The 24753-nt window shown below is 67.7% G+C and carries 28 protein-coding genes; 16 read left to right on the top strand and 12 right to left on the bottom strand.

The annotated features are described in order from the left end of the window. Positions 1 to 60: 60 nt before the first annotated feature. Both ABNQ38_RS20415 and ABNQ38_RS20410 read right to left on the bottom strand, forming a co-directional pair. A complete protein-coding gene (locus ABNQ38_RS20415; protein ID WP_377809953.1) occupies positions 61 to 423 on the bottom strand; it encodes a cupin domain-containing protein in 363 nt (120 codons plus the stop codon). A gap of 12 nt (positions 424 to 435) precedes the next feature. Then, a complete protein-coding gene (locus tag ABNQ38_RS20410; RefSeq protein WP_377809952.1) occupies positions 436 to 1161 on the bottom strand; it encodes an HAD family hydrolase in 726 nt (241 codons plus the stop codon). A 313-nt stretch (positions 1162 to 1474) separates the two neighbouring features. Here ABNQ38_RS20410 and ABNQ38_RS20405 point away from each other — a divergent pair, with 313 nt between their 5' ends. Further along, a complete protein-coding gene (locus ABNQ38_RS20405; protein WP_098740467.1) occupies positions 1475 to 1687 on the top strand; it encodes a DUF1127 domain-containing protein in 213 nt (70 codons plus the stop codon). Between the two features lie 215 nt (positions 1688 to 1902). Here the strand turns inward: ABNQ38_RS20405 and ABNQ38_RS20400 are convergent, their stop codons facing one another. Further along, positions 1903 to 3039, bottom strand: a complete 1137-nt coding sequence (locus tag ABNQ38_RS20400; protein WP_377809951.1) for a type III PLP-dependent enzyme — start codon at positions 3037 to 3039, stop codon at positions 1903 to 1905. A gap of 439 nt (positions 3040 to 3478) precedes the next feature. Here ABNQ38_RS20400 and ABNQ38_RS20395 point away from each other — a divergent pair, with 439 nt between their 5' ends. Then, on the top strand, positions 3479 to 4045 hold the full coding sequence (locus ABNQ38_RS20395) for an MgtC/SapB family protein (RefSeq protein WP_377809950.1): 567 nt from the start codon (positions 3479 to 3481) through the stop codon (positions 4043 to 4045). Here ABNQ38_RS20395 and ABNQ38_RS20390 read toward each other — a convergent pair. The 5 genes from ABNQ38_RS20390 to ABNQ38_RS20370 all read right to left on the bottom strand — a co-directional run bounded on the left by ABNQ38_RS20390 (position 4011) and on the right by ABNQ38_RS20370 (position 8125). Next, positions 4011 to 5213, bottom strand: coding sequence for a multidrug effflux MFS transporter (locus ABNQ38_RS20390; RefSeq protein ID WP_377809949.1), 1203 nt, complete (start codon positions 5211 to 5213; stop codon positions 4011 to 4013). The two genes, ABNQ38_RS20395 and ABNQ38_RS20390, sit on opposite strands and share 35 nt — an antisense overlap. 142 nt (positions 5214 to 5355) lie before the next feature. Next, on the bottom strand, positions 5356 to 5532 hold the full coding sequence (locus tag ABNQ38_RS20385; protein ID WP_377809948.1) for a hypothetical protein: 177 nt from the start codon (positions 5530 to 5532) through the stop codon (positions 5356 to 5358). A gap of 15 nt (positions 5533 to 5547) precedes the next feature. Next, a complete protein-coding gene (locus ABNQ38_RS20380) occupies positions 5548 to 6489 on the bottom strand; it encodes a bifunctional riboflavin kinase/FAD synthetase (RefSeq protein ID WP_377809947.1) in 942 nt (313 codons plus the stop codon). A gap of 142 nt (positions 6490 to 6631) precedes the next feature. Continuing rightward, positions 6632 to 7081: a MaoC family dehydratase gene (locus ABNQ38_RS20375; RefSeq protein WP_012973248.1), complete on the bottom strand. Its 450-nt coding sequence runs from the start codon at positions 7079 to 7081 to the stop codon at positions 6632 to 6634. A gap of 465 nt (positions 7082 to 7546) precedes the next feature. Beyond that, the gene (locus ABNQ38_RS20370; protein ID WP_377809946.1) at positions 7547 to 8125 is read right to left on the bottom strand and encodes a septal ring lytic transglycosylase RlpA family protein; all 579 of its coding nucleotides are present in this window, start codon (positions 8123 to 8125) and stop codon (positions 7547 to 7549) included. 169 nt (positions 8126 to 8294) lie between these two features. Here ABNQ38_RS20370 and ABNQ38_RS20365 point away from each other — a divergent pair, with 169 nt between their 5' ends. Then, positions 8295 to 9344, top strand: coding sequence for an alpha/beta hydrolase (locus ABNQ38_RS20365; RefSeq protein WP_377809945.1), 1050 nt, complete (start codon positions 8295 to 8297; stop codon positions 9342 to 9344). A 30-nt stretch (positions 9345 to 9374) separates the two neighbouring features. After that, positions 9375 to 10388: a DUF6352 family protein gene (locus tag ABNQ38_RS20360; protein ID WP_377809944.1), complete on the top strand. Its 1014-nt coding sequence runs from the start codon at positions 9375 to 9377 to the stop codon at positions 10386 to 10388. 24 nt (positions 10389 to 10412) lie between these two features. Here the strand turns inward: ABNQ38_RS20360 and ABNQ38_RS20355 are convergent, their stop codons facing one another. After that, positions 10413 to 11573 carry an AI-2E family transporter gene (locus ABNQ38_RS20355; RefSeq protein WP_377809943.1) on the bottom strand — a complete coding sequence of 387 codons (1161 nt, stop codon included), beginning with the start codon at positions 11571 to 11573 and terminating at the stop codon, positions 10413 to 10415. 125 nt (positions 11574 to 11698) lie between these two features. Between ABNQ38_RS20355 and ABNQ38_RS20350 the strand changes: the two genes are divergently transcribed. Beyond that, complete coding sequence (locus ABNQ38_RS20350) at positions 11699 to 12226, top strand: CreA family protein (RefSeq protein WP_098740458.1); 528 nt, start codon at positions 11699 to 11701, stop codon at positions 12224 to 12226. A 27-nt stretch (positions 12227 to 12253) separates the two neighbouring features. Here ABNQ38_RS20350 and ABNQ38_RS20345 read toward each other — a convergent pair whose 3' ends face one another. Then, positions 12254 to 13207, bottom strand: a complete 954-nt coding sequence (locus ABNQ38_RS20345) for a succinylglutamate desuccinylase/aspartoacylase family protein (protein ID WP_377809942.1) — start codon at positions 13205 to 13207, stop codon at positions 12254 to 12256. 313 nt (positions 13208 to 13520) lie between these two features. Between ABNQ38_RS20345 and ABNQ38_RS20340 the strand changes: the two genes are divergently transcribed. Then, complete coding sequence (locus ABNQ38_RS20340; RefSeq protein WP_377809941.1) at positions 13521 to 14387, top strand: N-formylglutamate amidohydrolase; 867 nt, start codon at positions 13521 to 13523, stop codon at positions 14385 to 14387. Positions 14388 to 14445: 58 nt separating this feature from the next. Here the strand turns inward: ABNQ38_RS20340 and ABNQ38_RS20335 are convergent, their stop codons facing one another. Further along, positions 14446 to 14766 (bottom strand): DUF1476 domain-containing protein, encoded by a 321-nt coding sequence (locus tag ABNQ38_RS20335; protein ID WP_109051309.1) that lies wholly within the window; start codon positions 14764 to 14766, stop codon positions 14446 to 14448. Between the two features lie 234 nt (positions 14767 to 15000). Between ABNQ38_RS20335 and ABNQ38_RS20330 the strand changes: the two genes are divergently transcribed. The 4 genes from ABNQ38_RS20330 to ABNQ38_RS20315 all read left to right on the top strand — a co-directional run bounded on the left by ABNQ38_RS20330 (position 15001) and on the right by ABNQ38_RS20315 (position 17646). Further along, complete coding sequence (locus ABNQ38_RS20330; protein WP_377809940.1) at positions 15001 to 15774, top strand: NRDE family protein; 774 nt, start codon at positions 15001 to 15003, stop codon at positions 15772 to 15774. A 146-nt stretch (positions 15775 to 15920) separates the two neighbouring features. Continuing rightward, positions 15921 to 16685, top strand: a complete 765-nt coding sequence (gene purC, locus ABNQ38_RS20325; RefSeq protein ID WP_042697247.1) for a phosphoribosylaminoimidazolesuccinocarboxamide synthase — start codon at positions 15921 to 15923, stop codon at positions 16683 to 16685. Positions 16686 to 16739: 54 nt separating this feature from the next. After that, the gene (purS, locus tag ABNQ38_RS20320; RefSeq protein WP_109442542.1) at positions 16740 to 16982 is read left to right on the top strand and encodes a phosphoribosylformylglycinamidine synthase subunit PurS; all 243 of its coding nucleotides are present in this window, start codon (positions 16740 to 16742) and stop codon (positions 16980 to 16982) included. A gap of 31 nt (positions 16983 to 17013) precedes the next feature. Beyond that, positions 17014 to 17646 (top strand): DNA-3-methyladenine glycosylase family protein, encoded by a 633-nt coding sequence (locus ABNQ38_RS20315; RefSeq protein WP_377809939.1) that lies wholly within the window; start codon positions 17014 to 17016, stop codon positions 17644 to 17646. A 9-nt stretch (positions 17647 to 17655) separates the two neighbouring features. Here ABNQ38_RS20315 and ABNQ38_RS20310 read toward each other — a convergent pair whose 3' ends face one another. After that, positions 17656 to 18639 (bottom strand): diacylglycerol/lipid kinase family protein, encoded by a 984-nt coding sequence (locus ABNQ38_RS20310; protein ID WP_377809938.1) that lies wholly within the window; start codon positions 18637 to 18639, stop codon positions 17656 to 17658. Between the two features lie 220 nt (positions 18640 to 18859). On the opposite strand from ABNQ38_RS20310, the gene ABNQ38_RS20305 reads away from it, so the two are divergent. The 6 genes from ABNQ38_RS20305 (at position 18860) to ABNQ38_RS20280 (ending at position 24723) form a co-directional block, all read left to right on the top strand. Beyond that, the gene (locus ABNQ38_RS20305) at positions 18860 to 19708 is read left to right on the top strand and encodes a UDP-2,3-diacylglucosamine diphosphatase (protein WP_377809937.1); all 849 of its coding nucleotides are present in this window, start codon (positions 18860 to 18862) and stop codon (positions 19706 to 19708) included. Beyond that, positions 19705 to 20703 (top strand): glycosyltransferase family 4 protein, encoded by a 999-nt coding sequence (locus tag ABNQ38_RS20300; protein ID WP_377809936.1) that lies wholly within the window; start codon positions 19705 to 19707, stop codon positions 20701 to 20703. Before ABNQ38_RS20305 ends, ABNQ38_RS20300 begins: the two co-directional genes overlap by 4 nt. 93 nt (positions 20704 to 20796) lie before the next feature. Next, positions 20797 to 21408 (top strand): LysE family translocator, encoded by a 612-nt coding sequence (locus ABNQ38_RS20295; RefSeq protein ID WP_377809935.1) that lies wholly within the window; start codon positions 20797 to 20799, stop codon positions 21406 to 21408. A 135-nt stretch (positions 21409 to 21543) separates the two neighbouring features. Further along, positions 21544 to 22830 (top strand): 3-deoxy-D-manno-octulosonic acid transferase, encoded by a 1287-nt coding sequence (locus ABNQ38_RS20290; RefSeq protein WP_377809934.1) that lies wholly within the window; start codon positions 21544 to 21546, stop codon positions 22828 to 22830. Positions 22831 to 22844: 14 nt separating this feature from the next. Beyond that, positions 22845 to 23843 carry a tetraacyldisaccharide 4'-kinase gene (gene lpxK, locus ABNQ38_RS20285; protein ID WP_377809933.1) on the top strand — a complete coding sequence of 333 codons (999 nt, stop codon included), beginning with the start codon at positions 22845 to 22847 and terminating at the stop codon, positions 23841 to 23843. Beyond that, positions 23827 to 24723: a lauroyl acyltransferase gene (locus ABNQ38_RS20280; protein ID WP_377809932.1), complete on the top strand. Its 897-nt coding sequence runs from the start codon at positions 23827 to 23829 to the stop codon at positions 24721 to 24723. The genes lpxK and ABNQ38_RS20280 overlap by 17 nt, the downstream gene beginning before the upstream one ends. Positions 24724 to 24753 lie beyond the last annotated feature (30 nt).

Genomic DNA, 24753 nt, shown 5'->3' with positions numbered 1-24753 from the left:
CAAAAGCTTAGCGTCTGTCTGATGCTTCAATAAGCACCAGACAGACTCTAGGCGTGCGGGTCAGGGCAGGATCACCACATAGCGCTTGGTGGTGGCCGCGACCACCGTCCAGCTTCCTTGGAATCCCGGTTCGATGACGAAGCGGTCCCCGGCCTTCAAGGTCCATGACCGGCCATCGTCATGGCCGACAATGCTTTCGCCTTCCAGAATCTCGCAATATTCCCACTCGTCATAGACGATGCGCCAGGAGCCGGGAGTCGAGCGCCACGTGCCGGCGAACCGCTTGCCGTCGGGCGACTCGTAGCCGTTCCAGCTGATGAAGACCGGCGCACCCGACAGGATGCGGTCGGCTGCCGGTGCGCCGGTTTCGGGCGTGATGCCGTCGAGGTCGGCCAAGAGCGACAGGGGAGTGGACAGGGTCATCGTCAGGGTTCCTTACCAGTCGGCCAGCAATGCCGGCAGGTCGCGGACCGACTCCAGCCGGCGGTAATGCTCGCCGGGCACCTCGGCCTCTTCATGGGCCCAGGTGATGGCATAGGGGATATGGACGGCATGGGCGCCGGTCGCCAGCACCGGCAGGATGTCGGAACGCACCGAGTTGCCAACCATCAGGAAGCGGGCCGGATCGATGCCGTGGCGGTCCATCACCCGGCGGTAGGTGGCCGGGTCCTTTTCGCTGACGATCTCCACCGCGTGGAAGTGGTCCGACAGGCCGGAGCGCGCGATCTTGCTTTCCTGGTCGAACAGGTCGCCCTTGGTGATCAGCACCAGCCGGTGACGGCCGGCCAGCGTCTCCACCACTTCCTTCACGCCGGGCAGAAGCTCCACCGGATGCTCCAGCATCGCCTTGCCGAAGTCGATCAGGCTTTGCAGGTCACGGGCGGGGACATGGCCGTCGGTGACGGCGATCGCCGTCTCGATCATCGACAGCACGAAGCCCTTGATGCCGTAGCCATAGACGCTGAGGTTCGCCCGTTCCGCCTCCAGCAGGCGGCGATCCAGGTCGGTCTGGTCGGCGGCGTGGGCCAGCAGGGTGCGGAAACGGTCCTGCGTCATCGAAAACAGCGATTCATTGTGCCAGAGCGTGTCGTCGCCATCGAAGCCGATGGTCTCGAACTGCTGGCCGGCTGGGATGCCGGCGGGGCTGGGGATGCTGCTCATGAGCCTGTCCACTGGTCTGCTGGATTGATCCGTAAGTAAAACAATACATCGCCCAAGTCGGTCTGCCTTGTCCAGGGGGTGCCGCTGTGGGGGTCCTTTATTGTCAGTCTGGCGAACGGTAAGTATCCGCAATGACGAATTTGCCACAGATCGGTGACATTCCATGGCGAGTTCTTCGCTGCCTGCAAAGCGGGCATGTTGCCGTCGGGGGTGGCAACATGGCTCAAAGAAGCATAATTATATTTCCACACGAGGAGGACGTGATCGCCGACCGGCGGACCCTCCAAAACAAGACATCTCAGGAATCTCCATCATGGCAACCCTTCTGCACTCGGCCGAGACCGGCCACGCCAACACCACCTTCGGCCATGTCGTCGAAATTGCTTCGAACCTGCTGGGCCTGTGGCGCCAGCGCGTCGTCACCCGCCGCGAGCTGGGCTATCTGGACGACCGTATGCTCCAGGACATCGGCTTCAGCCGCCTGGATGCCGAGCGCGAGATGTCGAAGCCGTTCTGGCGCGAATGAGCGCCTGTACGCCGGCCGGCGAACGCGCTGAAAAAGGCCGCTTCCGTTGATCGGAGGCGGCCTTTTTCTTTGTTCGATACTTGTGGCTGCTTAAGAAATAGGCTGCACAAAAAAACAGCCGGCCGAAAAAGAGAAAGCCCGCCGCCGGGTGAACCGGCTGGCGGGCTTTCTCTTGGCGGATTGAAGCCGGGCAGGGCAGCTCCCCGCCCGTATCCTCAGATGCAATAGTGCTTGAGCGGCTCGAAGCCATTGAAGCAGACGGCCGAATAGGTCGTGGTGTAGGCGCCGGTGGCGTGGATGCGCACGCGGTCGCCGCACTTCAGGTCCACCGGCATCTTGTAGTCGGCACGCTCATACAGCACGTCGGCGCTGTCGCAGGTCGGTCCGGCCAGGATCACCGCCTCGCGGTCGCTCTCCAGATCATCGCCCAACACCTCGATCGGATACTGGATCGCCTCGTCCATCGTCTCGGCCAGACCGCCGAACTTGCCGATGTCGAGATAGACCCAGCGCTTCGGATCTTCGGCCGACTTGCGCGACACCAGGACCACTTCGCTCTCGATGATGCCGGCGCTGCCGACCATGCCGCGGCCGGGCTCCACGATGGTCTCCGGCAGGTGGTTGCCGAAGTGGGTGCGCAGCGAGTCGAAGATCGCCTGGCCGTAGGCGGTGCATTCCGGCACGTCGGTGCGGTAGCGGGTGGGGAAGCCGCCGCCCAGGTTGATCATGCCGAGGTCGACGCCCAGCACCTCAAGCTCGCGGAACAGCTGCGCCACCTGGAAGATGGCGTGGTCCCACTGCATCAGGTCCTTCTGCTGCGAGCCGACATGGAACGACACGCCATAGGGCTGCACGTTCATGTCGCGGGCCTTCAGCAGCAGCTCGCGCGCCATCTTCAGGTCGCAGCCGAACTTGCGCGACAGCGGCCATTCGGCGCCCTCGCCCGAGGTCAGGATGCGGCAGAACACGCGGGCGCCGGGGGCGGCGCGTTCGATCTTCTCCAGTTCCGGCTCGCTGTCGAAGGCGAACAGGCGCACGCCCAGCTCGAAGGCGCGGCGGACGTCGCTTTCCTTCTTGATGGTGTTGCCGAAGGAGATGCGGTCCGGGGTGGCGCCGGCGGCCAGGGCCATCTGGATTTCCGGGACCGAGGCGCAGTCGAAGGCCGAGCCGAGACGGGCCAGCAGGCTGAGGATTTCCGCGGCCGGGTTCGCCTTCACCGCATAGAAGATGCGGGCGTCGGGCAGGGCGTCGTGCAGATCGTTGTAGTTCTGCTCGACGACATCCAGATCGATGACGAGGCAAGGGGTCTGCGGGCGCTGCTCTTCGAAAAAGCGCGCAATCTTCTGGGTCATCTCAGTCTCCTGGGACGCAAGATGATGGAACGGAACGGGCGAAGTCGGGGGGAACGGAGCGGCCGAGCGGGCCGATCAGCAACTGAGAAAGCTGATCAGGCGCTCAAGCCGCCAATACTGGATTTCCCCGTACAGAACCCTGTTCTGTCCGTATGGTCCAAGAGCGGCAAATTTCGGAGACGGGTGAGCACGCGCCCACCCACAACAACATCAACCATCGTAACCTCCAAGTCGCCGCCTTGTTTAAGGGACGGTCGGGGATCACGCGTTACGTCGTTGCATAACCACATCTCGGAGACGCCGAGGGGCGGGCCAGCGGCACGTGCGCTTGCGAGTTCGCGTTACATAGATCCAACGCGAACAATTGCAAAGTGAAAAATGCCATCTGCCCCAAAAAAGTGGCAGACCGTTTGGGGGGCGGAAAAACCGGAGCAATTTCATGGGCTTGACCAGTGTTCTGACTGCCGGGGAAATTGGGCTGCGGCTGCTGGCGGCGGCCCTGTGCGGCGCTTTGCTTGGACTCGACCGCGAGATGCGGGGCAAAGCGGCGGGCTTGCGCACGCATACGCTGATATCCATCAGCTGTGCGCTGACCACGCTGGTTGCATTAGAATTTTATGCCGGGCTGCAGGCTACGGGAGACGAGCGGCCGAGCGATCCCGTCCGCGTCATCCAGGGTGTCGCCCAGGCGGTCGGCTTCATCAGCGCCGGCGTGATGTTCCGCTCGGGCGACAGCGTGCGCGGAGCGACCACCGCGGCGGTGATCTGGGTGGCCGGTGCGCTGGGGATCGCCTGCGGCGCCGGATACTACATGCTGGCGGGCATGACGCTGGGCTTGTGCCTGTGCGTGACGATCCTGTTCACCTTTCTGCTGGATCATTTCCCGCAGTTGGGAAAGGAGGACGGCGACGATGCCGGGAAAACCCGGAAGCGCTGCGGTACTTCCCGTCACGCCTCCCGTCAGGGCCGGATCAGGCGGATCGCCCGCTCGTCGCCGCGGGGATGACCAGCAGCCGGTGCGCCAGCAGGGCACCCAGGGCGACCAGCCCGATGGCCCCCATCATCGGCAGGGCGGTGCCGTCGTTCATGTGGCCGACGACGATGCCGATGATCGCGGCGATGGCCATCTGCGCGAAGCCCAGCAGCGAGGAGGCCAGCCCGGCCATGGTGGCGTAGGGACCGACGGCGTTGGCGCTGGCGTTCGGCAGGGTCAGGCCGGTGCCCAGGATGAACAGGAAGACCGGCACCACGATGGCCAGCAGGTGCAGCACCCCGGCCAGCGCCAACGCCCCGCCGACCAGCCCGCCGCCCATCGACAGCAGCGTGCCGATCCGGATCATCCGCGCCCCACCCAGCCGCGGCGTCAGCCGCCCGGCCAGGAAGGTGCCGAGCATGTAGCCCAGCACCACCGCGCCGAAGCTGGCGCCATACTGGGCCGGCGTCAGGTGCATCTGCTCGATCAGCACGAAGGAGGAGCCGGAGATGAAGGAGAAGATGCCGCTGTAGGAGAAGGCGACAACCAGCACATAGCCGAGGAAGCCGCGGTTGCGCAGCAAAAGCAGGTAGTTGGCCGCCAGCCGGCTTGGCCTCAGGGCGTCTTCGTCGCGATGCGCGTTGGTCTCGCCCAGCAACGACCAGACGGCGGCCAGGATGCCGCAGGCGAAGACGGTCAGCAGCACGAAGTTGGCGCGCCAGCCGAGCCATTCCGTCAGCACGCCGCCCAGCATCGGCCCCACCGCCGGGGCCAGCGCCATCGCCATCGACATATAGGCCAGCACCGTCGCCGCCCGGTCGCGCCCGAACACGTCGCGCACCACCGCGCGCGCCACCACCGGGCCGCAGCAGGCGCCCAGTGCCTGGAAGAAGCGGGCGGCGATCAGCGCATCGATGCTGCTGGTCATGGCGCAGACGGCGCTGGCCGCCAGATAGATCGTCACCCCGACCAGCAGGGTGGGACGCCGGCCGAACCGGTCCGACATCGGCCCATAGACCAGCTGCGACACCGCGAAGCCGACCAGGAAGATCGACAGGGTCAGCTGCACCGTGGCGACGTCGGTGCCGAACACCCGCACCAGCGTCGGCAGCGACGGCAGATACAGGTCGGTGGACAGCGGGCCGAAGGCGACGAGCGCCGTCAGCAGGATGCGGATGGTCAGGGAGTCTGGGCGGGGCATGGGGATTCGGGGGGATTCGGGGCGGCTTGCGGCGGGAAGCCTGGGGCGGGGCGCACTGTATCAGAGGAAACCACCGCTGCCAGCGCGGATCGCAGGCCGCCTGTTCAATGCCGTTGCCAAGCCTGTCGCGCGTTCGATCCGGTCAGTTGGCCGGCAGCGTCATGCGGATGCAGCGCGACAGCACGGTGTTGCCGGTCATCTCGCGGTAATTCTGGATGATGATCGGCTCGGCCGCCTTGCACTGCTCCATGCTGGCGAACTCCAGCGTGGTCGGGCCGCCCTGGTTCAGCATGAACAGCAGCATCAGGACCCGTTCCATCCGATTTCCCTCCTGTCAGCCGGCCGCCAGCACGGCGCGGGCGGCGGCGGCATCCTGTACGATCTGGTCCTTCAGCGCATCGAAGCTGGGGAACTTCATCTCCGGCCGCAGGAAATCGATCATCTGGACGCGCAGATGCAGATCGTACAGGTCGAGATCGACATCGAACAGGTGGGCTTCCAGCCGTGCCACCGTGCCGTCCACCGTAGGGCGGGCGCCGAGATTGGCGACGCCCGGCAGCCAGACCGTCTCGCCGGCGCGGTCGATGCCGGCGCGCACCGCATAGACGCCGAAGGCCGGGCGCAGATACTCGCCCAGCTCGATGTTGGCGGTGGGGAAACCGATGGTACGGCCGCGCTGGTCGCCATGGACGACGCGCCCCTCGATCTCCCACGGATGACCCAGCACATGGGCGGCCTCGCGCGGCCGGCCGGCGGTCAGCGCGTCGCGCACGCGGGTGGAGGAATAGACGCCGCCCTGTTCGTCGGACACCGGCCCGACCTCGGTCACGCCGAATCCCTGGGCGCGCCCGGCCTGCAGCAGGAAGGCGGGATCGCCCGACCGCTTGTGTCCGAACAGGAAGTCATAGCCGCAGACGACATGCCGCACGCCCAGCCCGCCGACCAGGATTTCGTCGACGAAGGCCTGCGCGGTCTTGTGGCGGAAGCCGTCGTCGAAATGGCAGACGATCAGCTGGTCGACGCCCAGCGCCTCGATGTGGCGGGTCTTGACGCGGAAGGGCGTCAGGCGAAAGGGCGGGTCGTCGGGACGGAAGACGCTGCGCGGGTGCGGTTCGAAGGTGACGACGGCGGATGGCGCCCCCAACTCCGCGGCAAGGCGCTGGGCGGTGCCGATGACCGTCTGATGCCCGCGATGGACGCCGTCGAAATTGCCGAGCGCCACGACGGCGCCCCGCTCTTCGGCCGGCAGGTCGGCGGTGTGTCTGTACAGTCGCATGCGCGCCCCGGTGCTGTGGGCGGACCCCGGCGGGTCCGCTTGCTCGGGCGTCTATATAGACCGACGCCGGCGCGGGGTAAACGCGCCGGCGTGTTTTACGCTCGCAGGCAGGCCGATTGGCCTGGGTATTGGCCGTATGCGATCAACCGCGGGACGGAACCATCAGCAGCGCTTCGCCTTCGACCACCACGGTCTCGCCGACGGTGCAGACGGTCTTGATGACGCAGCGGCGCTTTTCCGGGATCAGCTCGGTGATGGTGGCGCGGGCGGTGACGGTGTCGCCGGCGCGGACCGGCGCCTTGAACTTCAGGGTCTGGCTCATGTAGATGCAGCCCGGCCCCGGCAGCTTGGTGCCCAGAACGGCCGAGATGAAGCCGACCGTCAGCATGCCGTGGGCGATGCGGCCCTGGAACATGGTGGTGGCGGCATATTCCTGGTTGATGTGGACCGGGTTGGTGTCGCCGGAAATGCCTGCGAACAGGACGATGTCGGCTTCCGTCACCGTCTTGGCGAAGCTGGCCGTCATGCCGACGGACAGGTCTTCGATGCAGTAGCCTTCGGTATCCTTGCGGACCTGACGCACGTCGTCCATCGCAGCAATTCCTCTTTCTCTCGGTGCCTGTTCCGGCATCTGACGCCCGGGCGCCGTGCCGTTCGCTGCAATGCGTCGTGTGCACCGCAGCGATGGGAATGGCACCACGTCTCCTCCAAAAATGCAAAAAAATCTCTAACGTTCCGCACAAGTCCGCGAGGAAGCCGGCCGCTCCGTCCGGCAGGCTTCGCCGCAATGGAAGCCGGCATGGCGGCAAAGGATTACTTACGGACCGAGGTATTGCAGGAGAAAATGCGGCGGATCATGGGCTTATCGCAAAAACTCGGGCCGCTCCGACCGGTGTGGCGCCATAGGTGCGACTGTTTCGCCACCGGCTGGGGCACCGGTGGCGAAGTCCCGTTCTATTCAACGGTTTGACCGTATGGTGACTGTTGGTTCGGCGATGCAATAAAATCAGGGCGGTGGGCGCGGCGAATCGGAAGCCCTTTTCGCTGCGCCGCAGCATTACTTGCCGGAGCCAGAGTGCGACACTGTGTCGCTTCTGCTCCCGCCGCTGTTTCCGCTGTTCCGGTTGCCGTCGCCCTGGGCGACCTGATTGCCGGGGGTCAGCTGGTCGACCTTCTCCTCCACCTTTTCGCGGGCGGTGTCGGTCGGCTGTTCCGACGGCTTGACCTCGACCTTCACCGGGGCGGTGCCGTCTTCGATCATGTCCAGCTTCTTGGCGGCGGAGCGCGACAGGTCGATCACGCGGCCGTCGACATAGGGGCCGCGGTCGTTGACGATGACGTCGACGCTCTTGCCGTTCTCCTGATTGGTGACGGTGGCCTTGGAACCCAGCGGCAGGGTGCGCGAGGCGGCGGTCGCCTTGTTCTGGTTCATCGTTTCGCCGTTCGCCGTGGTGCGGCCATGGAACTTCTGGCTGTAGAAGGACGCTTCCCCCTTGTGGACAAGGATCTCCTCGCCATCCTCATGCTCTACATGCACGGGCGGAACCTTGGCCTTCTCGTTCGCCAGCACAGGGACGGCAGTCCCGCTCAGGGTCGCGGCGGTCAGCGCCAGGACGATGATATGTGTTGTCTTCATCGGTACACCTCCAACGGCGGACCAACGCCATTCAAGGAAAAGAGTTCCCTCGCAGAGTCGATACAAGATATCGCCACTATTTCTGGTTTCTAATATCTTGACGAATTCGGAGTGGGTTGCCCTCGGGGGTGCCCTTCCGGTCCACAACACAACGGTCAGGGGAGAAAGCATGGCCGACGATGCCGCCTGGACTGCATCCGAATTTGCGGCGGATCGCCTCGCCAATGGTGTTTCCGCCCCGGCTGAGATGCGTCACGTGGCGATGCCCGACGGGGTTCGGCTGTGCGTCGCCGTCTGGCCGGTGCCGGAGCGGCCCCGCGGCACGGCGCTGGTGCTGACCGGCCGGGCGGAGTTCATCGAGAAATATGCCGAAACCGCGGAGGCGCTGACCGCCCGCGGCTTCCGCGTCGTGGCGTTCGACTGGCGCAACCAGGGCCTGTCCGACCGGCCCTTGCCCAACCGGCAGATCCATCACCTGACCGATTTCGCGACGCTGGTGGACGATCTCGACGAAATCCATCGGCAGGTGGTGGCGCCGGTCGCGGCCGAGACGGGCGGTCCGGTGATCGTGCTGGCCCATTCGATGGGCGGGCTGGTGGCGACGCTGGCGCTTATCCGCCATGCCGATGACGATCCGGGCCGCTACGCCGCCGTCCTGCTGGCGGCGCCGATGTACGCCATCCACAGCGGGCCGTTGCCGCGCTGGCTGGTGCGGGTGCTGGCCAGCCTCGGGCTCGCCTGTGGCTGGGGGGCCCGCTATGCGCTGGGGCAGGGCGACTATGACCCGGCGGAGGGGCGCTTCGGTCCGGATAACAAGATCACGACCGACCCACGACGCTACGCCGCCTTCCACACCCCCTATGCCGAGCGGCCGGAGCTGCGCGTCGGCGGGGTCAGCTTCGCCTGGGTCGCCGCCGCCCTGGATGCGGAGGATGCACTGCGCCACGTCCTGCCGCTGGAACGGGTGCGCACGCCAGTGCTGCTGCTGAGCGCACCGGAGGACCGGGTGGTGCGGGCGGAGGCCCACCGCGTGGTGGCCGCCCGGCTCGGCAACGCCCATCTCATCGGCTATCCCGGCGCGCGGCACGAACTGCTGATGGAAGGCGACGCCATCCGCGACCGGGTGTGGGCGGACATCGATGCCTTTCTCGACAGGACCCTCGACACGGGGGCCGAGCACAAGACACTTGCGCCGGCCGGCGGCTCTGTCGTCGGATAGGCGCCTTCAGGACCAAAGGTGCCCAGCAGCATGACCGATTTCTGGACGGCGTCCGGTTTCCACCTGTTGACCCGCGATGCCGACAACCATCTGGCGGTGACTCCCGATTTCCTGCGCGCCTACCTGCGCCGGCCCGAGATGCGTCCGCCGGAGGAGGCCTGCGACGCTGAGCGCACGCTGCACGCCGCCCTGCTGGACGATCCGGCGCGGATCGTGCCGGCCCCGCTGATCGACGCCATCGCCGATGCGGACGCACGGGAGAATTTCCAGGTCTGGCTGGCCTTCCGCGACCGGCTGCTTGCCGCCGGGACGTTGGAGGGCTGCTACATCCGCCTGTTCCGCGAGGGCGCCCGCGGCGTACCCGGCCTGTTCATCGACCAGCTGGTCCACGCCATCCTGCGCGGCATCCTCGACGAAACGCCGTCCGGCCTGCGGGCGCGGGCGGGGGAGCTGTTCTTCCGCGAACAGACGGTGTCGGTGGAGGATGGCCGCGTCCGTGTCGCCGATGCCGAAACGGTGGAGACGATGGCGGCCTCCGGCGGCTTCGGCTCGCTCGGCCGTCTGGTGGTGGAGGCCGGCACCGCGCCGCGCAGCGTCGAGCTGGACATTCTGGACGAGACCAACCACCCGCTCTACTGGGGCCGCGACGGCCGGCACGACACGGTGCTGGACATCACCTTCGCCGCCGCCGGGCTGGACGCGCTGGCCCGCGTGCTGGAGGCCTGGGTCGGGCATTTCCTCGGCGTGACCGTCAGCATCCAGCCGGTGCAGAACATCCGCGACGACCGCTGGGTCTGGCATGTCGGGCTGGACAGCGCCGCCACCGCGATCCTCAACGATCTGTACAACGGGGTCGAGGTGGGGGAGGAGCGGCTGGCCCGCATCCTCGCTTTGTTCCGCCTGGACTTCGCCGATCCCGCCGCCATGCGCCCCGACCTCGCCGGCCGGCCGGTCTATCTCGGGCTGGCGATGACGGAGGAGCGGCGGCTGAAGCTGAAGCCGCAGAACCTGCTGGTGAACCTGCCGCTGGCCTCGGTGGCGTGAAAGGGGTTTGAGGGGTGGCCCCGCTCAGTCCCCCAGCAGGGCCCCGACCGGCTTCAGCGGCTCGTGCGCGTCGAACAGGATCTTCAGGATCGCCAGGATCGGTACGGCCAGCAGCGCGCCGGGAATGCCCCAGAGCCAGCCCCAGAACAGGATCGACACGAACACCGCGATGGGGTTCAGCGACAGCCGGCGGCCGACGATCATCGGGGTAAGGAAATTGCCCTCGATCGTCGTCAGCGCCACGAAGGACAGCGGCGGCAGGATGATAGTGCCGAGGCCGTCGAAGGTCAGGACCGACACCAGGAAGAGCACGCCGGTCATCACCGCCGGGCCGATGAAGGGGATGTAGTTGGCCAGCGCCACCATCACCCCCCACAGCGCCGGGTTGGGCAGCCCCCACAGCCACATCACCAGCCCGGTCGCCAGACCCAGAATCGCGTTGATGACGGTGATGGTCAGCAGATAGGCGGCGATGTTCTGCTGCAGCGTCGCCGCGACCATCGCGTAATGCACGCGATCGTCGACGTTGCGCATGGTGCCGATCAGCGCCTCCAGCGAATGCCGGCCGCGGGCGAGGAAGAAGTAGAGCAGCACCAGCAGGATCACGACATTGGCCAGCACCGATTCGACCTGGCTGACCGCCTGCTCCATCAGCGTCGGACCGCGCACCACCACCTCGCGCACCGGTCCGGCCTGATTGCCGCTCTCCTTGGTGATCTGCTCGATCTGGCGCGATGCCTCGCGGGCGCGGTCGATGCCGGCACGGATGTCGCCCAGCTTGAACTCCAGCTCGTGCATGACCCGGGGCATGCGGTTGACCCACTCCGCCGCCGGGCCCGACAGGGTGTAGACCGCCAGCAGCACGCCGCCGAACAGCGACATCACCATGATGGCGGCGCCGATGCCCTCCGGCACGCGGACGCGGTAGAGGGCGCGGACCAGCGGCCGCAGCAGGAAACTCAGGATCAGCGCCAGCATGATCGGCAGCAGCACGTCGCGCCCGAAATACAGCGCGAACAGCAAGGCGATGACGAACAGGCCGACGGTGGCGATGGTCTGTGCATTGCGGCGATGACCGGGCGGGGGCAGGGGCTCCGTCGCCGGTTCCGGCGTTCCGGCGAGCGGAGCCTCTGGCGCAGGCGGATGCGCGGGGGGGATCGAGGCGAACTGGCTGCGGTCTGTCATCGCGGTGGCCGGACCTCCGAAGGTGGGCGCTTGACGGTGGCGCCCGATCCTCCGATCTAGGGGAGTGTTTTGCCGGACCGCGCGGCCCGCGGTCCCCGCCCGTCTTTGCCGGAGACCCAGTCGCGATGCGCAGCCCGTTTCCCCTGATGAACGTTTCCGCCGGCCTTTTGGTTCTGGGCCTGTTGACTGCCGGGCTGACGCTGCCGTCACCGGCGGCGGCGGACGACGTGATCGGCCGCTTCTCCAACGATTGGACCGGGAACGGCCTGCAGGTCCAGGCCATCGAGGACCCCAAGGTGAAGGGGATCACCTGCCATCTGGTCGATTTCGACCGAAGCCTGATCGACCGGCTGAGCAAGGGCAACTGGTTCGAGGATCCGTCCAACGCCTCCATCGCCTGCCGCCAGACCGGGGCGGTCACCGTCGGCGACATCGACCTGTCGCAGAAGGGGGAGGAGGTCTTCTCCGAACGGAAAAGCCTGATCTTCAAGTCGATCGCCATCCGCCGCATCTATGACCGGCCGAACGACACGCTGGTTTATGTGGTGTACAGCCGACAGGTGAAGGACGCCTCGGCCAAGACCTCGATCTCCACCGTTCCGCTGTTCAGCGCGAATGCGACTTGGACGAAGGGCAAGCCGGCCGTGAAGTAGGGGGCCGGTCCGGCCCCGCCGCCAGCCTCACCCGACGATCCGCCCCAGCCGCACTGCCGTCTGGCCGGATTTCACGCGGCGGGCGGGCATGATGAGAACGCAGTCGTTGTAAGGGGTCTGGATCGCCCGGGCGTCGTCCCAGCCGATGACGGTGCCGGCGCGGCCGATCACTTCCATGCCGACGAAGGGGGCGGTGAAGCGGAAGCGCTCGCTGGCGGCGGTGATGGCCTCGGTAACCTCGACCAGCCGCTGCGGATCGGTTCGCGGGCGCATGCGCGGACCGTTCGCCGGCTGGTCTATCATCTCCAGCCCAAGAAGCAGGCGCAGGCAGCTTTCCAGCGCCACCGTCGCGGTTTCCGTCCGCCAATGCTGGCCGCATTCGACCAGGATGGCGGTGTGCGACCCCTCGGGCTTGGCGAAGTTGCCGTAATCGATCAGCCTCTTGCCCCCGGCATGACCGCCGTCCGCCACCACCCAGGCCGGATAGCCAAGGCCGAGCGCCAGATCGCGCCCGCGCGTGGTCCGTCCGCACAGGGTCAGCGGTGCCGTGTCCGCCGTCATCGAATGGAGATCGAGCAGCAAATCCGCCGTTTCATAGACCGGCCGCAGGGCGCGGGCGCGCCGAAGCTCGATGCTGTCGCGCCGGCCGTCAAGATGCTCCGGCGACCACAGCCGGTTGAAATCCTCGTCCAGATAGCGCGACGCGTAGGGGTTCTGGCGGTCGAAGGTGGCGTAGGCCGCGGTGTTGGCGAAGACGAAGGTCAGCCGTCCGCGCGTCGGCCGCAGTCCCATGCGCAGCAGGGCCTCCAGCGCTATGGCGCCGCACAGTTCGTTGCCGTGGACGAGCGCGTTCAGCACCACATGCGGTCCGGGCTCTGCCGCCGACAGGCTGGTGACATGGTCGATGCCGGTGTTGCCGCGCCGGTAGGGCGCGATGTCCGGCGGCGTGAGTTCTACAGGGGCGAAGAGCGGGTCGGTCAAGCGGCAAGCTCGCCAGCGGTGGGCGCTCCGAACAGTATGGCGAACCAAGCGACTCCACGCCAGTGCGGGCCGGTGCACCGCCGCGGTTTTTTTGGCTGATGCGCCTGGCGCAATGTTGCGGCGGCATGGCAGCATCATGACGAATGGCCGTCGACTGTGGGTTGACGCATGGGTTACAGGATCCGCCGGATCGATAAGGGCGGCGGTGGACGTTGCGGCAATTGAACTGGCGGTTGTTCCACCCCGGCTATCTGGTTGGGGGCTATCTGGTTGGGGGCTATCTGGTTAGGGGCTATCTGGTCGGGGCCGGTCGATGAGCTTCGTGATCGATGACGTTCTGGTCCGCAACGACCCGGTCGGCCGACGCCTTCCGGTGCTGTTCGATTCGCCGCACAGCGGCAGCATCTATCCCGACGGCTTCCGGGTGATCTGCCCGCATCCGCTGCTGCGCCAGGGCGAGGACACCCATGTCGAGGAGCTGTTCGCCACGGCTCCCGACCATGGCGCCACCCTGCTGTGCGCGCTGTTCCCCCGGACCTGCATCGACGTGAACCGCGCCATCGACGACATCGACCCGGCGATGATCGACGGCGATCTGCCGCTGCCGGTGCATCCGACCCCGCGCAGCACGCTGGGCATGGGGCTGATCCGGGCCATGCTGCGGCCGGGCGTTCCGCTCTATGACGGGAAGCTGCCGGCGTCGGTGGTTGCCGACCGCATCGACCGCTATTACCGCCCGTACCACGCCCAGATGCGGCTGGCGCTGGATGGGCTGGCGGAGCGGTTCGGCGCCGTGTGGCACGTCAACTGCCATTCCATGCCATCGTCGCTGCGGCCCGACGGGCGCGATCCGCTGGCGGTGGATTTCGTCATCGGCGACCGCGACGGCACCACCAGCGAGCCGGGTTTCGTCCGGCTGGTTGCGGACACCCTGCGCGGTCTCGGCCATCGGGTGGCGATCAACGATCCCTACAAGGGCGTGGAGCTGCTGGCGCGCTATGGCGAGCCGGCGCGCGGCCGCCACTCGATCCAGCTGGAGATCAACCGGCGCCTCTACATGAACGAGGAGACGCTGGAGCGCCACGATGGGTTCGTCCGGCTGAAGGGCGATATCGACACGCTGATCCGCCGCATCGCCGACTATGCCGGCCAGCGCGTCCTGCACCGCGCAGCGGAGTAGGCGCCCCGCCGCGATCGGGTCGGCGGGGTCGCGAAGGACGTGCAGAGGCCCGATCCGATCAGGCTTGCGTCACCTGCTGGCGCGCGATGTCCAGGAAATGCGCCATCTGCTTTTCGACGCGGTGGTCGGAGATGTCGACCCCGCGGGCGTGCAGGTCGGCGCTCAGCTTGTCCCGGATGTCGTGCGGGCCGGGGGTTGCGATGTCTGTGTCCACGATCTGGCGGGCATAGGCCTCGGCGTCGGCACCGGACAGCCCCATCAGGTCGGCGGCCCATTCGCCGGCCAGCCGGTCGCGCCGGGCGCGGATGCGGAAGAGCAGGTCCTCGTCGTGCTGGAACTTGTTCTCGAAGGCCTTTTCGCGGTCGTCGAAGGTCGTCATGGGGACCCAGGCTCCTTTATTGGTTTCGCTCCCTTATATAAGGATAATATAGCCCGAAGGCGGCTGTCGTCACTCTCCCGCCGCGTCGCATCCGCGGATATTCTGCAGGGCCTCCCCGGGTGGCGGGATACCCCCAAGCGACATCCAAGGCTGTCACTACCAAATACCGACGACGCCGAAGACCGGCATCCCCAGAGACGCACCCACCCCAGACAACCGAAGACAGGGCAAGGCATGTGCAGTGTGATCCTCCTGCGGCGACCCGATGCAACCTGGCCGCTGGTCGTCGCCGGGAACCGTGACGAGATGGTGGGGCGCCCCTGGCTCCCGCCGGCCCGCCACTGGCCCGACCGCCCCAACGTGGTCGCCGGGCTGGACGAACTGGCCGGCGGCTCCTGGATGGGGCTGAACGACGAGGGGGTGGTGGCGGTCGTCCTCAACCGCTTCGGCACGCTGGGGCCAGAGGCCGGCAAGCGGTCGCGCGGCGAGCTGGTGCTGGATGCGCTCGACCATGCCGACGCCGCCGATGCGGCGCGCAGCTTCGCCGATCTCGACATCCGCGCCTATCGCCCGTTCAATCTGGTGATCGCCGACAACCGCGACGCTTTCCTGGTCGTCCACCGCGGAGCCAACCCGCGCCACCGTCCCGAGGTGTCGTCGATCCCCGCCGGCGTCCACATGCTGACCGCCTTCGAGCTGGACGACCCGCAGGACCCGCGCACCGCCTTCTACCGCCCGCTGTTCGAGCACGCCATTCCGCCGACCCTCGACGCGCTCGACGCGGAGAGTTTCGCCTGGGGCGGCTGGCCGGAGCTGATGGGCAGCCGCATCTGGGAGGGCACGCCGGACGAGCGCGGCGCCATGGACTTCCTGCTGCCCAGCGGCTTCGGCACCTCGTCCAGCTCGCTTCTGGCGGTGCCGCGGGTGGAGCGTCCCGACCTGAACCCGATCTGGCACTTTGCCCCCGGCCGCCCGCATGCGGTGGATTACGCCCCGGTGGAGCTGTGAGGCGGCAGGCCTGTGAACCGGCGACACAATCCAGCCCTCCAGCCCCCGTCGTTGTGTTCGCGCACCCGGCTTGCTATATCACTCAGGCACATTCCTGGGCCGGCAAGCTCGCTTGACCGGTCCTTACGTATTTGGACGAAGACGCGATGACACGACGCCGGCGCATCTACGAAGGCAAGGCCAAGGTACTCTTCGAAGGGCCGGAGCCGGGCACCTTGGTGCAGTACTTCAAGGACGATGCCACCGCCTTCAACAACCAGAAGAAGGGCGTCATCACCGGCAAGGGGGTGCTGAACAACCGCATCTCCGAGTATCTGATGAGCCGTCTGTCCGAGATCGGCGTGCCCACGCACTTCATGCGCCGCCTGAACATGCGCGAGCAGCTGGTGCGCGAGGTGGAAATCATCCCGATCGAGGTCGTCGTCCGCAACGTCGCCGCCGGCAGCCTGTCGCGCCGCTTCGGCATTCCCGAAGGCACGCCGCTGCCGCGGTCGATCATCGAATACTACTACAAGTCGGACGAGCTGAACGACCCGATGGTCTCAGAAGAGCACATCACCGCCTTCGGCTGGGCGGCTCCCCAGGACCTCGACGACATGGTCGCGCTCAGCTTGCGCGTGAACGACTATCTGTCCGGCCTTTTCCTCGGCATCGGGCTCAAGCTGGTCGACTTCAAGCTGGAGTTCGGCCGGCTGTGGGAGAACGAGGAGATGCGGATCGTCCTGGCGGACGAGATCAGCCCCGACAACTGCCGCCTGTGGGACGTCAAGACCAACGAGAAGCTGGACAAGGACCGGTTCCGTCAGGATCTGGGCCGTGTCGAGGAAGCCTATCAGGAGGTCGCGCGGCGCCTCGGCATCCTGCCGGAAGGCGGGCCGAGCGACGTCAAGGGTCCCAAGACGATCCAGTGACCGCCATCCAGCAACCACCCCTCCACCCAACACCGTAAAGCGAGCGGACATCCGATGAAGGCCAAGGTTCACGTCACCCTCAAGCGCGGCGTTCTCGACCCCCAGGGCAAGGCCATTGCGCACGCGCTGCACACGCTGGGTTTCGACGGCGTCGAGGACGTCCGCGCCGGCAAGGTGATCGAGCTGCAGCTCAAGAGCACCGACGAGGCGACCGCCCGTCGGGAAGTCGAGGCGATGTGCAGCAAGCTGCTCGCCAACACCGTGATCGAGGACTACGCCATCGAGCTGGTGGCCTGATCTATCAGTCGTTTGGAGTGGAGCGCGGCCGATGAGCGTTGAACATCTGGCCGCGCTCGACCCCATTTTCGCCGAATGCCTGCGCGTCGGCGGCCCGGTGATCCGTGACTTCACCCGGCCGACCGGCTTCGTCGGCCTGCTGCGCATGGTGATGGAGCAGCAGCTCTCCACCAAGGTGGCGCTGGCGCTCTGGGCCAAGCTGCAGGACCGGCTGGGCGGCACCGTCACCCCCGACGCCATCCTGGCGCTCGACGACGACAGCTTGCGCGCCTGCGGGTTCTCCCGCCAGAAGATCGGTTATGCCCGCGGCCTTGCCGAGGCGGTGGCGAGCGGCCGGCTCGATTTCGACATCATCCATGACCTGCCCGACGAGGAGGCGATTGCCCAGCTCGTCGCGCTGAAGGGCATCGGCCGCTGGAGTGCGGAGGTCTATCTGATGACCACGCTCGACCGGCCGGACATCTGGCCCATCGGCGATCTGGCGATCCAGCTGGGCGTCCAGCGGCTGAAGGGCTGGGCGGACAAGCCGAATGCTAAGCAGCTGATCGAGGTGGCAGAGCCGTGGCGGCCCCATCGCTCGCTGGCGGCACGGCTGGTCTGGCACCATTACGTGGCGTTGCAGGAGCAGGCGCGGGCGGCGCGGGGCCTGCCGCCGTCGCGGTGATCGGAACCCTCACCCCGCCAACACCGGCAACCGCCACCCCGCCAGCGCGATCTCCACCGGCAACCGCGCCAGCACGTCGCCGTCGCCCTGCACCGCGTCGGCGAACAGCCCGTCGCCGGCCGGTCCCTCGATCCGTACACGCCTGGCCGTCACCACCCGGTAGTCCGGGAAGCGCGCCAGCCGCCCGGCGGTGACGCCCCAGACATAGCGCAGCGCGTTCAGCCGCCCGCCGCGCGGGAACAGGCAGACATGCAGCTCCGGCTCCGTCAGCCGCGCATCGGGCGCGCAGATGAAGCGCCCGCCGTAGAAATGACCCTTGGCGACGATGACCGACGCCACCTCCTGCGGTTCGCCCCAGCCGTCGCCATCGTCCAAGGCGACCCGATAGCGGTGGTCGGGCCGGGTCGCCAGCTGCACCAGCGTCTCGGCGACATAGGCGCCCTTGCCGATCAGCCGCTTCACCCTGGGATCGACCCGCTCCACCACCCGCGCGTCCAGCCCGACTCCGGCCATCAGCGAGAATACCCGCCCGTTGGCCTGCGCCGGCCAGATCATCGTCCGCCTTCCGCTGGCAATCGCCGTCGCGATGCGCTCCGCATCCATCGTCAGGCCCAGTTCGGCCGCCAGCACATTGGCGGTGCCCATCGGCACGATGCCGAGCGGCAGCGGACGGCCCGCCTCGGCATGGGCGGCCAGCCCGTTGATGACCTCGTTGATGGTGCCGTCGCCGCCGGCCGCCACCACCGCATCCACCTCGGCGGGATCGGCCGCGCGGGCGAACTCCTCCGCATCGCCGCGCCTGCCGGTCGGCCTGACGGTGACGCCGATGCCGCGCGCCTCCAGCCGGGCAACCACCGCGCGAAGCCGCCGTGCACGCCGCCCGCCGGCGGTCGGGTTGTGGATCACCAGCAGCCGCCGCACGTCGATGGCCGCATCCTCGCCGCTGCCCATGCAAACCGCCGGGCTTTCGCCCACCAGAACCGTGTCGCGCACCGATTCGCTCTCCCTGGTCGGCGCGAAGTGCGCCTTCTGTTGCAGAACAGTGAAAGGCTTGCGGCGGTTCCATTACAGTAAAACTGCGATGGTGTGACGATAGCCCAAATCGTTGTGACGAATAGGTGCGGCTGTTTCAAATCGTTGTCAAGGCATGCCTCTTTCCTTTATACGGCAGTTGTCTTGATGGCCATCGGCCATGGCGACGACGGAGCGGAAGATGGACGCCGTCCCAGCGGTCAAGCGTTACCGCAGCATTTGGATATCCGACGTTCATCTTGGAACGCGCGGCTGTCAGGCGGAACTGCTTCTCGATTTCCTGAAGCACACCGAATCGGATCACCTGTTCCTAGTCGGCGACATCGTCGACGGCTGGCGGCTGAAGAAAAGCTGGTACTGGCCGCAGGCCCACAATGACGTGGTGCAGAAGATTATGCGCCGCGCCCGCAAGGGGGTGGAGGTCTATTACATCCCCGGCAACCATGACGAGGCGGCGCGCGATTATGTCGGGCTGCAATTCGGCGGCGTGCATGTGGTGGACGAATGGGTCCACACCACCGCCGATGGCCGCCGCCTGCTGATCACCCACGGCGACAAGTTCGACGCGGTGGTGCGCTACGCCAAGTGGCTGGCTTTGCTCGGCGACCACGCCTACGTCACGCTGCTGCACGTCAACACCCTGTTCAACTGGGTGCGCCGCAAGCTCGGCTTCAATTACTGGTCGCTGTCGGCCTACCTGAAGCACAAGGCGAAGACCGCGGTCGAATTCATCGGCAAATACGAAGAAGCCCTGGGTGAGGAAGCCCGCCGCCGCAAGGTCGACGGTGTCGTCTGCGGCCACATCCACACCGCCGAGATGCGCGACATCGAAGGAATCCTCTATTGCAACGACGGCGATTGGGTCGAGTCCTGCACAGCCTTGGTCGAGCACGACAGTGGCGCGCTGGAAATCATCCACTGGACGGAGGTCATGGCGCAGCGGCTTGCCACCACCGGTCCCAGCAGCAGCCCCACCGGCGGCAAGATCACGGCGAAGGAACTCACGTCGAAGGAACGGGAAGCGGCGTGAACATCCTGATCGTCAGCGATGCCTGGCACCCGCAGGTGAACGGCGTCGTGCGCACCATCGGCACCGTGCGCGGGGAGTTGGAGGCGATGGGCCACAGCGTCGAGGTGATCGGCCCCGACCGCTTCCGTACCCTGCCGATGCCGACATATCCGGAAATCCGGCTGGCGCTGGGGGCGAAGCGGCGCTTGTGGGCGATGATCGACGGCCTGCGCCCCGACTGCATCCACATCGCCACCGAAGGGCCGCTCGGCTTTGCCGCCCGGTCCTATTGCCTGAAGCATGGCAAGCCCTTCACCACCGCGTACCACACGCGTTTTCCCGAATATGTGCGCGACCGCGCGCCGATCCCGCTGGCGCTGTCCTATGCGGTGGTGCGCCGCTTCCACAAGCCGTCCTCGGCGGTGATGGTGGCGACCCAGACCATCGAGGACGCGCTGACGACCCGCGGCTTCGCCAACATCCGCCGCTGGACCCGCGGCGTCGACACCGAGCTGTTCCGGCCCCGCGACAAGGACTTCCTCGATCTGCCGCGCCCGGTGTCGATGTATGTCGGGCGCGTGGCGGTGGAAAAGAACCTGGAGGATTTCCTGCGCCTCGACCTGCCCGGCACCAAGGTGGTGGTCGGTGACGGCCCGGCACGGGAGGAATTGCAGCGCAAATATCCGGGCGTCCATTGGGTCGGCGCCAAGCATGGCGAGGATCTGGCGAGGCATTATGCCGCCGCCGACGTCTTCGTCTTCCCGTCGCGCACCGACACCTTCGGGCTGGTGCTGCTGGAGGCGCTGGCATCCGGCGTGCCGGTGGCCGCCTATCCGGTGCCGGGACCGCTGGACGTGGTGGACGGCTCCGGTGCCGGCTGCCTGGACGAGGATCTGAAGCGTGCGGTCGAAGGGGCGCTGGCGATCCCGGCGCAGGCCTGCCGGGACTATGCGCTGGGCTATTCCTGGCGGCGGTCGGCCGAACAGTTCCTGTCGAATCTGCGGCCGTTTGCGTAAACGGGAGAGGTTCCTCGCCCATCGGGCTTGGCGGGTGTGGCGGTTCATGGTTCCCTTCGCTGGAGCCACCACTCCCGCGCGAGGTCCCCGGCCATGACCCCCGAATTCCTCATCACCTCCCTGATCGTCGTCGCATCGCCCGGCACCGGGGTACTGCTGACGCTGGCGGCAGGGCTGTCGCGGGGGGCGCGGGCCAGCGCGGTGACGGCGTTCGGATGCACGCTTGGCATCGTGCCGCACATGGCGGCGGCGGTGCTGGGGCTGGCCGCCCTGCTGCACACCAGCGCGGTGGCATTCCAGGGGCTCAAGGTCCTCGGCGTGCTCTATCTGCTCTACATGGCCTGGGCGACGCTGAAGGAGCAGGGTGCGCTGAGCGTCGAAGCGGACCGGACGCAGCGCACGGCTGGACGGACGATCCTGCGGGCGGTGCTGGTCAATGTGCTGAATCCGAAGCTGTCGATCTTCTTCCTGGCTTTCCTGCCGCAATTCGTCAGCGATGCCGATCCCCGACCGCTGGCGCGCATGCTGGAACTGAGCGGCGTGTTCATGGCGCTGACCTTCGCGGTCTTCGTCGCCTGTGGCCTGTTTGCCGCTGCGGTGCGCGACCAGGTGGTCTCCCGCCCGCGGGTGATGGCCTGGATGCGCCGCAGCTTCGCCGCCGCCTTCGCCGCACTCGGCGCCAAGCTGGCGCTGGCGGAACGGTGAGGGGCCTGCGTCGCACCGGCCCCTGTTACGGAACCGCTGCCGCGTGCTAAGGTGCCGCCGGGCGCGTCGCCGGTGGTCCGTATCAGGGGTACCGGCAACGCGCCCGTTGTCGTAAGTCTCCTGTTCCGGACCTTGATGCTGCATTCCCTTTACCGTGGCCTGACGACCGTTGCCGGGCCGGCGGTGCGCCTTTATCTCGACCGGCGCCGTGCCGCCGGCAAGGAAGACTCCGTGCGCCAGGCGGAGCGGTTTGGCGTGGCATCGCAAGCCCGGCCGGCCGGTCCGCTGGTCTGGATCCACGCGGCCAGCGTGGGGGAGGCGAACTCGGTCCTCGTGCTGGTCGGCCGGCTGCTGGACGGTGCGCCCGACCTGACCGTGCTGATGACCACCGGCACCGTCACCTCGGCCGAGCTGATGGGCCGGCGGCTGCCGCAGCGTGCGATCCACCAATATGTGCCGGTCGATCTGCCGGGAGCGGTCGACCGTTTCCTCGACCATTGGCGGCCCGACGCGGTGCTGTGGACGGAATCGGAGATCTGGCCGAACCTGCTGGCCGGCATCCGTGCCCGCTCCATCCCCGCTGCGCTGGTCAATGCCCGCATGTCCGAACGCAGCTTCTCGCGCTGGCGCAATGCGCCGGGGCTGATCGGCGGCCTGCTGTCCACCTTCCAGATCACGCTGGCCCAGACCGAAGGCGATGCGGAACGGCTGCGCCGGCTCGGTGCCTCCGGCGTCGCCAGCGTCGGCAACCTGAAATTCTCCGCCGAGCCTCCCCCCGCCGTTGCCGATGCGATGGAGCCGCTGCGGGCATCCCTGGCCGGCCGGCCGGTCTGGCTGCTCGCCAGTTCCCATCCGGGAGAGGACGAGATCGCTGCGGCGGTCCACACTGCGCTGGCTCCGGTGCTGCCCGGCCTGCTGACGGTCGTTGCCCCGCGCCATGCCCATCGCGGCGACGCCATTGCGGAGCTGATGCGGGCGCGCGGGCTGCCGGTTCTCCAACGGACCGCCGAACATCGCCTGCCGGGGCCGGAGCATGCCGTCTATGTCGCCGACACCATGGGGGAGCTTGGGCTGTTCTACCGTGCGGCGCCGGTGGTGTGCATGGGCGGATCCTTCATCCCCCACGGCGGACAGAACCCGGTGGAGCCGGCGCAGCTCGGCTGTGCTGTGCTCTATGGCCCGCACATGTTCAATTTCGGCGAGATCACCCACATGCTGGAGGCTGCCGGCGGCGCCCTGCCGGTGGCGGACGGCGAGGCGCTGACCCGCGAGGCGCGCCGGCTGCTGACCGATGACCGGGCGCGCGAACGCATCGTCGCGGGTGCGGCGCGGGTGACCGCGGACAACCGGCGGATCATCGACCGGGCGCTGGCGGCGCTGGCGCCGGTGCTGGGCGCCGCCGGCATCCGGACGGCTGCCTGAGGGGACGCGCCGCCGTGAAGACCCCCGCCTTCTGGTACCGGCCGCCCGGTTTCGCCTCCACCCTGCTGGCGCCGCTGGGGGCGCTCTATGGCCTGGCCGGGCGGCGGCGCATCGCCGGGACCGTTCCGCGCGAGGTCGGCGTTCCGGTGGTCTGCGTCGGCAATCTGGTGGCGGGCGGTGCCGGCAAGACGCCGGTCGGGCTGGCCCTGATCGCGGCCTTGCAGGCCCGCGGCGTTGCCGTCCATGCGCTGACCCGCGGCCATGGCGGGCGGGAGGCCGGTCCGCTGGCGGTCGATCCCGGCCGCCACGCCGCCGCCGATGTCGGTGACGAGGCGCTGCTGCTGGCCGGGGCGGCGCCCTGCTGGGTGGCGCGCGACCGGCTGGCTGGGGCGGAGCGCGCGGTTGCCGCCGGGGCCGGGGCCATCGTCATGGATGACGGCTTCCAGAACCCGGCCCTGCACAAGGATCTGTCGCTGATCGTTGCCGACGGCGCGGTCGGCTTCGGCAACGGCCGGCTGGTGCCGGCGGGGCCGCTGCGGGAACGGGTGGCCGACGGCCTCGCCCGCGCCGATGCGCTGGTGGTCCTGGGCGAGGACCGCCACGGTCTGGCGGCGCTGGCCGGCGGACGCCCGCTGCTGGCGGCCCGGCTGGAGCCCGATCCGGAGGCCGCCGCGCGTCTGGTTGGCCGCGACGTGCTGGCCTTCGCCGGCATCGGCCGGCCGGAGAAGTTCTTCGCGACGCTGGAGGCGCTCGGTGCCCGCATTGCGGAGCGCGTGCCCTTCGCCGACCACCATCCCTACCGCCCTGCCGAGGTGGCGGCGCTGATCGACCGCGCCGCGGCGCTGGGTGCCGTGCCCGTCACCACCGCCAAGGACGCCGTCCGCCTGTCGCCGGAATGGCGGGCGAAGGTTGCCGTCCTGCCGGTGTCGGTGCGCTGGGCGGATGAAGGCGCGCTCGCCGCGTTGCTGACACATGCTTTGCTGAAAGGAAGCCCCGATGGCCAAGCCGCGTAGCCCGTTGCAGAAATGGCTGACGCGCCGCATCGGCTACCCGGTGGAGGGAATGCTGGTCCACGGCATCTGCCGGCTGTTCCGGGCGCTGCCGCTCGACCGCGCGTCTGCGCTCGGCGGCTGGATCGGACGGACGGTAGGGCCGTGGCTGCCCAACAGCGCCCGTGCCCGGCGCAACCTGACCCGCGCCTTTCCGGAGAAGGGCAGGGCGGAGATCGAGGCGATCGTTCGCGGGATGTGGGACAATCTCGGCCGCACCATCGCCGAATACCCGCATCTGGAGCAGATCGGCCGTGAGCGGGTCGAGGTGGTCGGCGCGGAACACGTCGACAGGCTGCGCGAGGACGGCAAGGCCGGCATCATCGTTACTGGCCATCTGGCGAACTGGGAGGTGCAGCCGGTCGCCGCCCGCCTGCATGGGCTGGAGGTCGGTGCGGTCTACCGCGCCCCAAACAACCCGATCGTCGCCGAGCTGCTGTTGAAGCTGCGCGGAGTGGCATCGGGACCCCAGATCCCCAAGGGGCCGGACGGCGCGCGCATGCTGCTGCGCCATCTGACCAGGGGCGGCCATGTCGGCATGCTGATCGACCAGAAGATGAACGACGGCATCCCGGTGCCCTTCTTCGGCCGCGACGCGATGACCGCTCCGGCGGCGGCCATTCTCGGCATCAAGCTAAACCTGCCGCTTTGCCCCACACGGACCGAGCGGCTGGAGGGTGCCAATTTCCGCCTCACCGTCCTGCCGCCGGAGGAATACCCGACCAGCGGCGACCGCAATGCGGATGCGCGAATTCTTATGGAAAGGCTGAACCGCCTGTTGGAGGATTGGATCCGCGACAAGCCGGCGCAATGGCTGTGGATCCACCGCCGCTGGCCCGACTGAGCGCCCGAACCCCTCGCCCTAAGCCCCTTG

The sequence above is a fragment of the Azospirillum sp. A29 genome (genome assembly GCF_042604625.1).
Taxonomy (GTDB): Bacteria; Pseudomonadota; Alphaproteobacteria; order Azospirillales; family Azospirillaceae; genus Azospirillum; species Azospirillum palustre.
The sequence above is the reverse complement of the archived record's forward strand: the minus strand, read 5'-3'. Positions and strand labels throughout refer to the sequence as shown.

Coding starts and splice junctions, on each gene's coding strand:
- ABNQ38_RS20415 (WP_377809953.1), bottom strand. CDS start 423: ATGACCCTGTCCACTCCCCTGTCGCTCTTGGCCGACCTCGACGGCATC.
- ABNQ38_RS20410 (WP_377809952.1), bottom strand. CDS start 1,161: ATGAGCAGCATCCCCAGCCCCGCCGGCATCCCAGCCGGCCAGCAGTTC.
- ABNQ38_RS20405 (WP_098740467.1), top strand. CDS start 1,475: ATGGCAACCCTTCTGCACTCGGCCGAGACCGGCCACGCCAACACCACC.
- ABNQ38_RS20400 (WP_377809951.1), bottom strand. CDS start 3,039: ATGACCCAGAAGATTGCGCGCTTTTTCGAAGAGCAGCGCCCGCAGACC.
- ABNQ38_RS20395 (WP_377809950.1), top strand. CDS start 3,479: ATGGGCTTGACCAGTGTTCTGACTGCCGGGGAAATTGGGCTGCGGCTG.
- ABNQ38_RS20390 (WP_377809949.1), bottom strand. CDS start 5,213: ATGCCCCGCCCAGACTCCCTGACCATCCGCATCCTGCTGACGGCGCTC.
- ABNQ38_RS20385 (WP_377809948.1), bottom strand. CDS start 5,532: ATGGAACGGGTCCTGATGCTGCTGTTCATGCTGAACCAGGGCGGCCCG.
- ABNQ38_RS20380 (WP_377809947.1), bottom strand. CDS start 6,489: ATGCGACTGTACAGACACACCGCCGACCTGCCGGCCGAAGAGCGGGGC.
- ABNQ38_RS20375 (WP_012973248.1), bottom strand. CDS start 7,081: ATGGACGACGTGCGTCAGGTCCGCAAGGATACCGAAGGCTACTGCATC.
- ABNQ38_RS20370 (WP_377809946.1), bottom strand. CDS start 8,125: ATGAAGACAACACATATCATCGTCCTGGCGCTGACCGCCGCGACCCTG.
- ABNQ38_RS20365 (WP_377809945.1), top strand. CDS start 8,295: ATGGCCGACGATGCCGCCTGGACTGCATCCGAATTTGCGGCGGATCGC.
- ABNQ38_RS20360 (WP_377809944.1), top strand. CDS start 9,375: ATGACCGATTTCTGGACGGCGTCCGGTTTCCACCTGTTGACCCGCGAT.
- ABNQ38_RS20355 (WP_377809943.1), bottom strand. CDS start 11,573: ATGACAGACCGCAGCCAGTTCGCCTCGATCCCCCCCGCGCATCCGCCT.
- ABNQ38_RS20350 (WP_098740458.1), top strand. CDS start 11,699: ATGCGCAGCCCGTTTCCCCTGATGAACGTTTCCGCCGGCCTTTTGGTT.
- ABNQ38_RS20340 (WP_377809941.1), top strand. CDS start 13,521: ATGAGCTTCGTGATCGATGACGTTCTGGTCCGCAACGACCCGGTCGGC.
- ABNQ38_RS20335 (WP_109051309.1), bottom strand. CDS start 14,766: ATGACGACCTTCGACGACCGCGAAAAGGCCTTCGAGAACAAGTTCCAG.
- ABNQ38_RS20330 (WP_377809940.1), top strand. CDS start 15,001: ATGTGCAGTGTGATCCTCCTGCGGCGACCCGATGCAACCTGGCCGCTG.
- purC (WP_042697247.1), top strand. CDS start 15,921: ATGACACGACGCCGGCGCATCTACGAAGGCAAGGCCAAGGTACTCTTC.
- purS (WP_109442542.1), top strand. CDS start 16,740: ATGAAGGCCAAGGTTCACGTCACCCTCAAGCGCGGCGTTCTCGACCCC.
- ABNQ38_RS20315 (WP_377809939.1), top strand. CDS start 17,014: ATGAGCGTTGAACATCTGGCCGCGCTCGACCCCATTTTCGCCGAATGC.
- ABNQ38_RS20305 (WP_377809937.1), top strand. CDS start 18,860: ATGGACGCCGTCCCAGCGGTCAAGCGTTACCGCAGCATTTGGATATCC.
- ABNQ38_RS20295 (WP_377809935.1), top strand. CDS start 20,797: ATGACCCCCGAATTCCTCATCACCTCCCTGATCGTCGTCGCATCGCCC.
- ABNQ38_RS20290 (WP_377809934.1), top strand. CDS start 21,544: ATGCTGCATTCCCTTTACCGTGGCCTGACGACCGTTGCCGGGCCGGCG.
- ABNQ38_RS20280 (WP_377809932.1), top strand. CDS start 23,827: ATGGCCAAGCCGCGTAGCCCGTTGCAGAAATGGCTGACGCGCCGCATC.